General features: G+C 41.3%; 13 protein-coding genes. 2 read left to right on the forward strand and 11 right to left on the reverse strand.

Annotated elements, in window-relative coordinates; translation table 11 throughout:
- The first annotated feature begins 242 nt into the window (after positions 1–242).
- A complete protein-coding gene (locus DW650_RS04575) occupies positions 243–4,499 on the forward strand; it encodes a 2-hydroxyacyl-CoA dehydratase (RefSeq protein ID WP_118209188.1) in 4,257 nt (1,418 codons plus the stop codon).
- 79 nt (positions 4,500–4,578) lie between these two features.
- On the opposite strand, the gene DW650_RS04580 is transcribed toward DW650_RS04575, so the two are convergent.
- The 8 genes from DW650_RS04580 to DW650_RS19435 form a co-directional block, all read right to left on the reverse strand.
- The gene (locus DW650_RS04580; RefSeq protein ID WP_117919700.1) at positions 4,579–5,166 is read right to left on the reverse strand and encodes a hypothetical protein; all 588 of its coding nucleotides are present in this window, start codon (positions 5,164–5,166) and stop codon (positions 4,579–4,581) included.
- Between the two features lie 30 nt (positions 5,167–5,196).
- The gene (locus DW650_RS04585; RefSeq protein WP_118209189.1) at positions 5,197–5,652 is read right to left on the reverse strand and encodes a hypothetical protein; all 456 of its coding nucleotides are present in this window, start codon (positions 5,650–5,652) and stop codon (positions 5,197–5,199) included.
- Positions 5,653–5,663: 11 nt separating this feature from the next.
- On the reverse strand, positions 5,664–5,813 hold the full coding sequence (locus DW650_RS19695) for a hypothetical protein (protein WP_199654197.1): 150 nt from the start codon (positions 5,811–5,813) through the stop codon (positions 5,664–5,666).
- A 139-nt stretch (positions 5,814–5,952) separates the two neighbouring features.
- Complete coding sequence (locus DW650_RS04590; RefSeq protein WP_117919602.1) at positions 5,953–6,288, reverse strand: hypothetical protein; 336 nt, start codon at positions 6,286–6,288, stop codon at positions 5,953–5,955.
- The gene (locus tag DW650_RS19950; RefSeq protein ID WP_243102855.1) at positions 6,285–7,811 is read right to left on the reverse strand and encodes a hypothetical protein; all 1,527 of its coding nucleotides are present in this window, start codon (positions 7,809–7,811) and stop codon (positions 6,285–6,287) included. The genes DW650_RS04590 and DW650_RS19950 overlap by 4 nt, the downstream gene beginning before the upstream one ends.
- 16 nt (positions 7,812–7,827) lie before the next feature.
- Positions 7,828–8,892 carry an ATPase, T2SS/T4P/T4SS family gene (locus tag DW650_RS04600; protein ID WP_118209190.1) on the reverse strand — a complete coding sequence of 355 codons (1,065 nt, stop codon included), beginning with the start codon at positions 8,890–8,892 and terminating at the stop codon, positions 7,828–7,830.
- A 140-nt stretch (positions 8,893–9,032) separates the two neighbouring features.
- Positions 9,033–9,731 carry a hypothetical protein gene (locus DW650_RS04605; RefSeq protein WP_241070714.1) on the reverse strand — a complete coding sequence of 233 codons (699 nt, stop codon included), beginning with the start codon at positions 9,729–9,731 and terminating at the stop codon, positions 9,033–9,035.
- Positions 9,722–9,922: a hypothetical protein gene (locus DW650_RS19435; protein WP_147345376.1), complete on the reverse strand. Its 201-nt coding sequence runs from the start codon at positions 9,920–9,922 to the stop codon at positions 9,722–9,724. The genes DW650_RS04605 and DW650_RS19435 overlap by 10 nt, the downstream gene beginning before the upstream one ends.
- 234 nt (positions 9,923–10,156) lie before the next feature.
- Here DW650_RS19435 and DW650_RS04615 point away from each other — a divergent pair, with 234 nt between their 5' ends.
- Positions 10,157–11,029: a DegV family protein gene (locus DW650_RS04615; RefSeq protein WP_118209192.1), complete on the forward strand. Its 873-nt coding sequence runs from the start codon at positions 10,157–10,159 to the stop codon at positions 11,027–11,029.
- A gap of 249 nt (positions 11,030–11,278) precedes the next feature.
- Here DW650_RS04615 and DW650_RS04625 read toward each other — a convergent pair whose 3' ends face one another.
- The 3 genes from DW650_RS04625 to DW650_RS19955 all read right to left on the reverse strand — a co-directional run bounded on the left by DW650_RS04625 (position 11,279) and on the right by DW650_RS19955 (position 12,730).
- On the reverse strand, positions 11,279–11,677 hold the full coding sequence (locus DW650_RS04625) for a PAS domain-containing protein (protein ID WP_117919593.1): 399 nt from the start codon (positions 11,675–11,677) through the stop codon (positions 11,279–11,281).
- A gap of 1 nt (position 11,678) precedes the next feature.
- Positions 11,679–12,410, reverse strand: a complete 732-nt coding sequence (locus DW650_RS04630; protein WP_118209193.1) for an AlkZ-related protein — start codon at positions 12,408–12,410, stop codon at positions 11,679–11,681.
- 182 nt (positions 12,411–12,592) lie between these two features.
- On the reverse strand, positions 12,593–12,730 hold the full coding sequence (locus DW650_RS19955) for a hypothetical protein (protein ID WP_243102856.1): 138 nt from the start codon (positions 12,728–12,730) through the stop codon (positions 12,593–12,595).
- Positions 12,731–12,833: the final 103 nt, after the last annotated feature.

A 12,833-nucleotide genomic window follows, 5' to 3' on the forward strand; every position in this document is an offset into this window, starting at 1 on the left:
TAACCTTTCTTTGAAAACACCACTTTTTTCAGTATATCCGTATGCCTGTGCTTTGTCAATCCGGGCGGATTTTATTCATAAAAAGTTTATATTTTTCCCCGATTTGCACATTGTGTTTTGTAATATCATGTCGTATAATGTACTTTGCTTGGCTTTGGCCTGGCATTCTTTTTAATAAGAAGAAACAGCCACTTTATTTATATATTATCCGGATTTTCCGGAGTTACTGACTGGAGGAAATTATGGAAAATAATACGCTTCACAAACTTGGAATTGATATCGGTTCTACTACCGTAAAGGTTGCCGTACTCGATGAGCATGACAACCTGCTTTTTTCCGATTATGAAAGACACTTTGCCAATATCAGAGAAACTCTTTCTGCCCTGATCCAGAAAGCATTTGACCAGCTTGGTGACAGGAAGGTTGCTCCAATGATCACCGGTTCGGGTGGACTTACACTTGCAAAACATTTAGATGTTCCTTTCGTACAGGAAGTTATCTCTGTATCTACTGCCTTACAGCACTATGCTCCGCAGACAGATGTTGCAATCGAGCTTGGTGGTGAGGATGCAAAGATCATCTATTTTGAAGGCGGCAATGTAGAACAGCGTATGAACGGTATCTGTGCCGGCGGTACAGGTTCTTTTATTGACCAGATGGCTTCCCTGATCCAGACGGATGCCTCAGGTCTGAATGAATATGCGAAAAATTACAAAGCAATCTACCCGATTGCAGCCCGCTGCGGTGTTTTTGCCAAAACAGACATCCAGCCTCTGATCAATGAAGGTGCCACAAGAGAAGATCTTTCTGCCTCTATTTTCCAGGCAGTCGTCAACCAGACGATCAGTGGTCTTGCCTGCGGTAAACCGATCCGTGGCCACGTTGCATTCCTTGGTGGTCCGCTCCACTTTTTATCTGAGTTAAAAGCTGCATTTATCCGCACTTTAAACTTAGATGATGAGCATGCGATCACCCCGGACAATTCACACCTTTATGCGGCGATCGGTTCTGCCTTAAACTGTAAACCGGAACAGAACACCACACTTTCTTCCATGCTTGGGAAATTAAACTCTGATATACATATGGAATTCGAAGTGGCACGTCTTGATCCGTTATTCAGGGACCAGGCAGAATATGATACCTTCCGTGCCCGCCATGACGGACACAATGTTAAAACAGGTGACCTTTCCACCTATGAGGGTAACTGTTATCTCGGTATCGACGCCGGTTCCACCACAACTAAAATTGCTCTCGTCGGTGAGGACGGCTCTTTACTGTATTCATTTTACAGCAACAACAACGGAAGTCCTCTTTCCACTGCGATCCGTTCCATTAAAGAGATCTACGAAAAACTCCCGGCAAATGCACATATCGTACACTCCTGTTCTACCGGCTACGGCGAAGCTCTCTTAAAAGCTGCGCTGATGTTAGACGACGGTGAAGTAGAAACAGTAGCCCATTACTATGCAGCAGCATTTTTTGATCCTGAGGTAGACTGTATCTTAGACATCGGTGGTCAGGATATGAAATGTATCAAGATCAAAAATCAGACCGTAGACAGTGTACAGTTAAATGAGGCATGTTCTTCCGGCTGTGGTTCTTTCATCGAGACATTTGCAAAATCCCTGAACTATTCCGTACAGGATTTCGCAAAAGAAGCTCTGTTTGCCAAAAATCCGATTGATCTTGGAACCCGCTGTACCGTATTTATGAATTCAAAAGTAAAACAGGCACAGAAAGAAGGTGCTTCCGTAGCAGATATCTCTGCCGGACTTGCTTACTCAGTCATTAAAAATGCATTATTCAAGGTTATCAAACTCTCCGACGCAAGTGAGCTCGGAAAAAACATCGTCGTACAGGGCGGTACCTTTTATAATGATGCAGTACTCCGCAGTTTTGAAAAGATTTCCGGCTGCGAATGCGTCCGCCCGGATATCGCAGGTATCATGGGTGCTTTCGGTGCTGCTCTCATCGCAAGAGAGCGCCATGAAGCGGACTATCAGACAACAATGCTCTCCATCGACGAGATCAATGCACTGACTTTCGATACCAAACTTGCAAGATGTCAGGGCTGTACCAACCACTGTCTGCTGACGATCAACCGTTTCTCCGGAAACCGTCAGTATATCACCGGAAACCGCTGTGAGCGTGGTGTCGGAGGCGTAAAAAACAAAGAAAATATTCCGAACTTATTTGAATACAAGAATAAACGCTTATTCGACTATCCTTCCCTGAAACCGGAAGAAGCCCCTCGCGGTACGGTAGGTATTCCGAGAGTTTTAAATATGTATGAGAATTTCCCATTCTGGGCTACATTTTTCAAAAAACTTGGTTTTTCTGTTGTGCTGTCCCCACAGTCAACAAGAAAAATTTATGAACTCGGCATCGACTCGATTCCAAGTGAATCTGAGTGTTATCCGGCAAAACTTGCACATGGACATGTGACCTGGCTGATCCATCAGAATGTAGACTTTATTTTCTACCCATGTGTACCTTATGAGCGCAATGAATTTCCGGATTCCAACAACCATTATAACTGCCCGATCGTAACTTCCTACGCAGAGAATATCAAAAACAACGTAGAAGATATCACTTCCGGCAAGGTACGTTTTTATAATCCATTCATGGCATTTACCAGCGAAGAAACTTTATCTTCCCAGCTTGTAAAAACCTTTGGTGCACCGGAATTTGCAATCCCGGAATCTGAGATCCGTGACGCTGTTTCTGAAGGATACAAAGAACTTGCTGTTGTCCGCATGGAAATGCAGAAAAAGGGTGAAGAAGTCTTAGATTATATGGAAAAGACCGGAAAACGCGGTATCGTGTTAGCCGGACGTCCATACCATGTTGACCCTGAGATCAATCATGGTATACCGGAACTGATCAATTCCTACGGCATTGCAGTGCTGACGGAAGATTCCGTTTCCCATCTGCATCAGGTAGAGCGCCCACTGATCGTTATGGATCAGTGGATGTATCATTCCCGTCTGTATGCAGCCGCAAACTTTGTAAAAACCAGGGATGATCTTGATCTGATCCAGTTGAACTCTTTCGGCTGTGGCTTAGATGCCGTTACCACCGATGCAGTCAATGATATTCTTACAAAATCGGGAAAGATCTACACCTGCTTAAAGATCGATGAAGTTAATAACTTAGGTGCTGCGAGAATCCGTATCCGTTCTCTGCTCTCCGCCATTCGTGTCCGTGAGAAGAAACAGACCAAACGGACGACCGTTCCTTCCAACTATAACAGAGTTGTATTTACGGAAGAGATGCGCAAAAATTATACGATCCTCTGTCCGCAGATGTCACCGATCCATTTTGAACTTTTAGAGCCTGCCTTCTGTGCAGCCGGTTATAATCTGGTCGTACCGGATGTTCCAAGCCGTACCTGCGTGGATGTCGGATTAAAATATGTAAACAATGATGCCTGTTATCCGTCGCTGATCGTTGTAGGTCAGCTTATGAGTGCCGTTATGTCCGGCAATTATGATATGAATAAAACTGCCATCCTGATCTCACAGACCGGTGGTGGCTGCCGCGCCAGCAATTATATCGGTTTCATCCGCCGGGCACTTGAAAAAGCAGGATATCCGAATGTACCGGTTATCTCTATCAACTTAAGCGGTCTTGAGAGCAATCCTGGATTTAAGCTGACCCCTTCACTGATCCAGCATGGACTGTATGCGTTAGAGTTTGGCGATATTTTCCTTCGCTGCCTGTACCGCACACGCCCTTACGAAGCAGTAAAAGGCTCTGCAGATGCTCTGCACGAAAAATGGAAAAAAGAAGTTATTTCCTTTGTCACACAGGATAAACTGTTATCCCACCGCAAGTTTAAGCAGATGTGCCGTCAGATCATCCGTGATTTTGACAACCTTGACCGCTTAGACATCAAAAAACCCCGTGTCGGAGTTGTCGGTGAGATCCTTGTAAAATTCCATCCTGCCGCAAATAACGATCTGGTCGGACTGTTAGAGTCCGAAGGTGCAGAAGCTGTCGTACCGGATCTGACTGATTTCCTGCTTTACTGTTTCTATAACACCGGATTTAAAACTGACAACCTTGGCTTCAGCAAAAAATCCAAGAGAATCGGACGTCTTGGCATCAACTTCTTTGAATGGCTCAGAAGTGCCGCCAGAGACGAATTTGAAAAAAGTAAACACTTTGATCCACCTGCCCACATCGATGATCTTGCAAAATATGCAAGAGATATCGTATCGGAAGGTAATCAGACCGGCGAAGGCTGGTTCTTAACCGGTGAGATGATGGAACTGATCCACAGCGGTACGCCAAACATCGTCTGCACACAGCCATTTGCCTGCCTGCCGAACCATGTCGTTGGAAAAGGTGTTATCAAAGAACTCCGTCACCGCTTCCCGGAATCAAATATCGTCGCCATCGACTACGATCCGGGTGCAAGTGAAGTAAACCAGTTGAACCGTATCAAACTGATGCTTTCCACCGCAAATAAAAACCTTGCAAAACAGTCTTTGTAAGCTAAAATAACCTTTTAACTGTTGTTTCTGACAGCCGCCCTTCTGGTGCGGCTGTTTTTCTTTCTAAATGACACGAACATTATTTCCACACAGCATAATATATCCGGTTCTGCTCCACCGGTTGTGAAAAATCTGCCTCATATCCATTGTCATCCTGCCAGCCGGCAAAATCTCTTGTTTCCTCTACCGGGACTGCCGGTGCGGTGATCGTATCTCCTTCCATAATACAATACTGCTTATAACAGGTATCACTATCTGCATCCTTGTAAAACTGTACATAATATTTCTGCACAGCTACAGACTGCAGCCTGTCTGCCAATACAGTCCGGCTGCATGTAACCGTTCCTTTTTTTCCATTTGGGTGTATAAACTCTCTATCTGCTTCAATGGAAAATAGTCCTTTTTCCTTATCAGCTCCCATGATCCGCATTACAATACCCGTCTGGGCATCCATTCCCTTTACGAGCTGTTCCGTTACATCTGCTGTAAATTCTCTGTTATCTGCTACATCATACGTCTGTTTTATCTTTGCATTACAAAGCGTACCCTCTATAGCTGCAGGCAGCTGGTTTTCCAATTCTGCCGCATAATTCATACGGCCAGTTACTGTTAATATTATCAGAATCGTTATTGCTCCAATTGTGATCCCAATTATCATCATTATCATATTTTTCACTTTTCCCACCCTTCATCTGAGTCATGATCTATTTACCGGTATACTTACTGCTGCATATCGGACTCTGTTTTCATGATCTGCAGCCATCACATTTAATTCATACACACCGGACTCCTGAAAATCCAGTTCATTTTCCAGTATTGTTCCATCCGGTGAAATAACTTTTAGCAGGCAGACCTGCAGCTCATTTCCAGCATAATCCCATGCCTTTACAATATCTGTCAATTCATATTGTCCAGTTTCCAGATATCCTGTCTCGACTGTCACAAAATAAGGCGGTGATTTCTGTGATTCCTCACAAAATGTTTCAAAATCTGCCGGACTTTCTGACTGCATCTCCGTATGATCAGATACGATCTTCAAAATCCCCCTGTTACCGTTTTCATCCATCACATCTTGAAAAAGAAGACACAATAATCCAATCAGAATTACTGCCTGAAAAATTGTTTTTCCATACACTTTGATCACTTCATACATATCCATCTCCTCTAACTGCCACAGATACAAATCAAAAACTGCCGCACAAATTCGTAAATAACTCCACCATGCCCCATATTTTCATACCAGAATCCAATAAGAAAAAATGTCCCGGCAATTGCCAGAAATCCGCTTCCAAATTCCTCTATGATGTCTTCCATAGTCTTTTCCTTTCCTTCTTTCAGAAAGATGATACATAATTTAAAACTTCATAAAACATCCGTATCACTGCACTTCCTGCCAATATTCCCAAAAAAGCTCCACCAAATTTTTCCACGATCATCATCATACTAAAATCCATCACCTCGCGATCGCATATGTAATATTTTCTTCAGAAATTCCCAGTATCGGTATGCGGTAATGATATGTTAACGCAACCTGTGATGCATTCATATTCTGCCATGCATCATAGATACATTCTGAAATTGTTAGTTCGTATCCGTCCTGCGCCGCCTTTTTTTTACAGGCATCAATAACAACCGGGTTAAAATTGCTGTTCTCCAGTTCTGCAACCACCTGCGACTTATACTCTTTTGCAGCCGCAATCTGCCCGCCCGCTCCGATCAGACCTGTGCACACAAAAATATTTATCATCAATATAAATAAAATACCAAATGCCCCAATTACCTGCTTCATTTCATCACACCTCCCATACTTCCAAGCATTTGAAACATCATTGTCATTCCGATTGTCAGATCGATCAGCAATTTTACAGTTGCCGCTATAACCGGATATGAAAATATCATTTTCTGACCAAATGCAATTTTCCCATTTCGGATTTCTTCTGCCCTGTTCTGCATCTCATTTACATGTAAGATCAGATGATTTATCTGCGTCACTGCATCCCCGGTTCCCATTTCCGCAACAGCATGTAACATTTTCATGCAATTTTGGGCTTCCGGTACATCAAATTCTCTACAAAAATCTGTATATGCACTTAGTTTTTCCGGTGTTTTTTCTAACCGTTCTTCCAGACATTCAATCTCATATTTTAATACCTGTGGTGCGCTGTTTTTTGATTTTTCAATAGAAATCTGTACATTATTATTCTGCAGCAGCAACGCAAGTTCCATAAACCATCCTGGAAGTGCCAGATAAACAGCCTCCGTCACATCTCTTTTTGCAATCTTAAAACCCACTTTGTGCTGCATAGCAAAAAAAAGTGTAACTGGAAATAACAGTCCGGCAAGCAATATTTTTCCATGCAAAAAAGCTGTAAACATGACACCTGCTACCGGCAATGTCCATAATACGCTTTTTCTTTTTTCCTTTTTTTCATCATAATGATACACAAGCTCGCAGCTTGAGCTGATATCATTTCTCTGCTCCTTTTCCTCTGCTGCCAGCCAGTCATTTGTCAGATTCCTTGAGCTTTTTACAAATACCCATAATAAGAAAAGAAGAAATACAAGTGACGAAACCTGAATGATTTTTACATCAAATATATTAAAACATGTTTTCACCGCAAAAAGATCTTTCATGGAATCTAATACATATAATGCTGTCGCACAGAGAATGACCGATACGATCACAGAAATAATGTTGTCCGTATGGCTTTTTTTCTTTTCTGCCTGAAGCTGATATCCTCTGCGTTTCCACAATTCAATATCCTCTAAAAGAATCAGTGCAGATTCGTTCATTTCTCCCCCATGTTCCTCTGCATTGATAAGAAGTTCGTGGACCATTTTTATCTTTGGACACTGATACTGACTCTCAAGCGGTTCTAATGCCTCTTTAAAAATGTTTTCACCTATGGCAAATTCCCCAAATTCCAGTTTCAGAATCACCTGCTCGATACAGGAACGCATCTTCCCTTCTTCAAATATTTCTCTGGTTTCCTTTAGTGCACTCAATATTTTTCCGCTTTTCTGAAATGCATATAACATCTGCTCCATATATTCCGCAGCATCCGCAAACCGCTTCTGCTCATACATTTTACGGTACATATCAAGCACCAGTATCGGAAGCATTGCTAAAACAGCTGCCAACGCAGCCACAACACCGCCCGTCTTAAGTTGAAAAACGACTCCGACACCAAATACTCCCGCCAATGCCATAAAAATCATCATCGTATGCTCTTTCCACGAAAAATGATATCCATACATATCTACTTTTTTCTGTAGATTTTTCGGATTCCAAAAAGCAAACATCCCCATCATACATCCTCCTCCCTCTTTATCTTCCCTCTCTAAGATACCTGTCAAAGTGTCTGCATACAAAAGGTTCGTCCACACCCGCTTCATTAAATCTTTTCTGAATATCTAACGGTATTTTTCCAGATACCAGCGCTCCATCTTCAACGATCATATAAATCTTATTTTCCGCATTTTCTCTCGAAAAAAAACAAAGCTGGTCAATATAACGCCTTACCTTTCCATCTGAAGATTCGGTTTTGCGGATCAGAACTGCCACATTCACATAACGATAGATGCGGTTCTCCATGCGCTGTGCATCATTAACATTATTCATCATGTTCAATATCCTGTCCGGCAATTTTCTTACATCATCCAGATGTATCGTCGTAAATCCATGAACACCGGTACTCCACTGTTCTAACAGTGAAGTTACTTCCACAGAACGCGCCTCGGAAAGCATCAGCCAGCTTGGGTTCTGACGCAGGGAAGCCTTGATCGCATCTGTATAATCAAATCCCTTTCCAACACGAAGCTCCACCGCATCTGCCCCTGGATTGATATTCGTATAATGAATTTCTAATGAATCTTCTATGGTAATAACACGTTCTTCCTTTCTGATAAACTGCATAAAAAATTTTGCACTTTCTGTCTTACCTGCACCCGGTTCTCCACCAAAAACAAAATTCATCCCCGCATGCACACAATTCAGCAGTAAATGTAATACCTTCTGTTCACAATATTTTTGATCGAGCAGTTCTTTTAAAGTGTTTCTTACAAAACACGGGGATTTACGGATACAGATGCTGATCCCTGATATCGCGGCGGACTCATGGATAATACTGATTCTAAGTTCTTTGGTATCCGCTTCTAATATTTTATTTGCATTATTAAACTGTTTATTGATACAGTTTGAGATACTGTGTGTAAACGTACTGATAAATGCTTCCGGTATCTCCTCATCTGCACAATATCTTCCCTGTTCCAAATCTGTGATCCATAATTTTTTCCCGTTATAATCCACATCCGTCACTTCCGGTCTGCTCAAATACTTCCAGAATATTCCGAACTGTTCCGGTGTAGGTTCAACAATAACTTTTTCACTCATTGTTCTCTCCATTTTTCAGAGGACTTTCCCGCATAAAAGAAAAGTCCTCTTTTTCTTTCATTGCACCAGTAACTTCTCCCCTATAAAATTTTTATGGGCGAAGCGCATTCATATTATTAAAAAAGCCTGTGAGTGTATTCTTAAATTCTGTCGCAACATACCCATCCGACGAAAGTGCTGCCACAATGATCGCCCCCAATGCCAGTAATACGATTACTGCAAGAATTGCATTTCCGTAGTGTTTCATTACCTGTTCCATAATAGAATCCTCCATTTTCAATTTTTTCGATCTGTTTTCTGAGAAGAAACAGATTTGATCCCATTTCTTCAAAAAAAATTTTATTACGTTCTGTTTCTGATTTCTGTTTCCACAGCCTGATAAAGTTATCCATTTTTCCCTGCTGTGACACCCATTCCAGTTCTCCGTTTTGCGGAATATATCCTATCTGCTCCGGTGCAATGCGATATGTATGTACCATATCATTTTTCATCTGCCTTGCATAAAACGCATACCCTTCTATCAGATAAAGAACTTTCTTTTGCTTTCTCGCAAAATCACGTATCATATCCTCCCATTCACTCGGATATGACTGCATACCAGCTACTATAATATCCGCTTTTTTTAAACTGTTCTGTGTCTTTTTGTCTCTTCCATATCCACAATCCGCCAAAAGAATCTTTTCTTTTCCGCCGGAAAAGATACACTGCCAGCCATTTTCCCGCTGTACTAAAACGTTACATGCCGGCCTGCTCTTTGCCAAAAGGCATGCCATTACAGCCATGATTTCTGTTGTATGGAATGACTTGTCCATTCCCCAGAATGCTATTTTTACTGACATACTGCCTCCATTTTCTGATTCGAAAAAAAGTGCAGAATATCCTTCCAACAGCCTCCGTTACGAAATATTGCTCTGTGAAATAAACTGATAACTTTTGATTGTAAAAAGATGGAAATATCTGTCTGATTTCCAATGATACGGCTGGTCATACCGCCGCAAAAATGTCTGACGCTTCGTTCATCCTGTTTCAAAACCGCTCCAATCTCCTCAATGAATAGAACGATCTCAGATGCTTCACGCAAACCCGATAAAAAGATAGTGATATCATACTTCATTTTATTATATTTGTAAATACCTGATTTCAATTTTTTCTTTTCTTTTAACAATATATCATTTATAATTGTGCATGGGTAATACCCATGGAAATCGGATAATATCCGATTGATGCTATCTTTAAATATTTACAATATGATCTGGAGGAGTTCATGAAAGAGTTTGTAATTGTTACCGATACAACCACTGATTTACCAAGAGACTACGTTGAAAAACATCACTTATACATGATGTCCCTTCCTTACACACTAGAGGGTACATCCTACACCTGGGAAAAACCAATGCCTGTCAAAGATTTTTATGATAAAATGCGTGCCGGCTCCCTGCCGACCACCTCACAGGCAAATCCCGAAGAAGCTGCCCTGCTGTATGAATCCATCCTGAAAGATAATGATGTGGATATTCTCCATATTGCATTTTCTTCCGGTCTCAGTGGAAGTTTCAATAGCTGCCGGATCGCGGCAGCAGATGTCTGTGAAAAATATCCGGATCACCGGATCGTAGTTGTTGATTCGCTTGCCGCAACCTTAGGTCAGGGTCTGCTTGTCTATAAAGCAGTCCAGTTAAATGAAGCAGGAAAAAGTTTAGATGAGGTTGCTGCCTGGGTAGAAGAAAATAAATATCATCTCGTACATAATTTTACCGTCGATGATCTTTTCCATCTGCATCGCGGCGGACGGCTTTCTAAAACAGCCGCGATCGTCGGTACGATGATCAATTTAAAACCAGTACTTCATGTCGATGATGAAGGACACCTTGTCATGTTGAGCAAAGTACGCGGACGTAAAAAATCACTGATCGGACTTGTCGACTGCATGGAAAAACAACTCGGTGACTGGAAAGATAAAAATGATATCATCTTCATCAGCCATGGAGACTGCCCGGAAGACGCACAGTTTGTCGCTGATCTGATCAAAGAACGTTTCGGATATGAGAATTTTATGATCGACTATATCGGTGCTACGATCGGTGCACATTCCGGTCCTGGCACGGTTGCACTTTTTTATCTGGGAGATCACCGTTAATCACACTGATCATGTATATAAACTTTACAAACATATGTTTCGGACAAAAAAGGAGCTGTAAAAAAACTTCCCTAACAAAAAAATCTCCCAGACAGTGAGGTCAATGGCATTAAATTAAGAGAATCCCACATCACATGAAATGTGGTGTGGGATTTTTTATGAGAAAAAGTATTGACAACACTAAGATTCTGGTCAGGAATCCTTTTCCCTTCACGCTCTTTCTCCTCCGTTTTCATAAACTTATTCTGTTTAAAATAAATCATAATATTTCATGGTTTCTGCATTCCGATACTCATGTTTTTCATAATATCCGATTAATTTTCCTTCATCTCTAAGCGCCACCATATATACATCTTTATTCTGCTTCTCATTATGAAAAGTATATACAATATTATGGCTTTCATCCGCTGCAAACCAGTCGATCACCTGCTGTATCTTTTCTCCGGATTCCGGATTGTGACAACACAACAGACTTTTTCCTATCAGCTTATCTCCACCATGTTTTGAATAATTCTGTACTGCTGCCGGATTCATATATATGATCTCATGACTGAGATTACATATAACAACCGAAGCCCTGTCCTGATCCACAATGCTTTTAAAATAACTGATATCTATTTTGTCATAATTTTTTGTTTTATCGCTCATTTTATTTCAACACCTTCCTTATCTGTTTGTCTGATGCAACCGGATAAATTTCATGCATATGATCTGCAATCTGCCTCCACGAACCTCCCGGATCATCCTTGTAGCATGATGTCACATAATCGTATCCATATATATGTTCAATCGAAGAATACACAGCAACATCCCATCCATACTCCACACCTTTCTTATTTACCCGCTTTCTGAAATCACAGTTGCAAAGATAAGTCTGCATCATAAGATTTGTGATGGCGCCATCAAATCCCTTTTCCCCATCCTTACCAAAGCCAGCCTGTTTTTTCAGTATATTAGAATATATTTCTGCATCTTCCTTATCCTCAATAAAATTATCCATTATCTTCTTATACTTGTTTGGTGCTTTGCCATCCTCATATAGTGCATCAAAATCATATCCATCACGACGATAATTTGCAAATACAGGCAGCCATTTTTTTGATATAAAACCAGCTTTTCTGTCAAAAAACTTGCCATAAACTATGTCATGTTTTCTTGCAATGACTGCTCTCCACATCCATGGATCTTTTTCGGATACATCACTCCACCAATATTCTGGCACAGTTCTTTCTTCCAGAGAAAAACCTGGAATATCATTTTTGAATAAAGGAAGAAAACCGACCTCATTGATATATTCCATTGCTTCATCTACCGTATGTATACACTCCGGATCATCCCAGTCTACACCGTACATGATCCATTCACCTGATTCATTTCCCATCTTATCTCCATTCTTGTACTGTCCTGTATTTCTCTTTCACAACTTTACAAACCAATTCAAAAATCAGCTACAGGTAAAATTCCTTACGTCTTAAAGATGTATATGGCTTTTTATTGCGGATTCTCCGTGATTCTCTTATGTCAATATCAGTATAAATGATCTGCTCAGTATCATCCGCTTTTTCAATAACTGTTCCTTCCGGTGAGACAACTATGGATTTCCTGTTCAAACATCTCCATTGGTTCCTGTCCGGTATTTACCGTCGGAATCAGGATCAGTTCAGATATTTGAATAACCTTTACCACTCCTGAAATCCGCATAGTTTCGCCGACTCATACACTGGTTTTAATATATTACGCAGTCAACGGTTCATCATACGCTTCCCACCTTGGAAGTTTGTTCCCCCTATAACCGATCATGCGA

Origin of the sequence: Roseburia sp. AM23-20 (assembly GCF_003470905.1) — a bacterium.
Taxonomy (GTDB): domain Bacteria; phylum Bacillota; class Clostridia; order Lachnospirales; family Lachnospiraceae; genus Roseburia; species Roseburia rectibacter.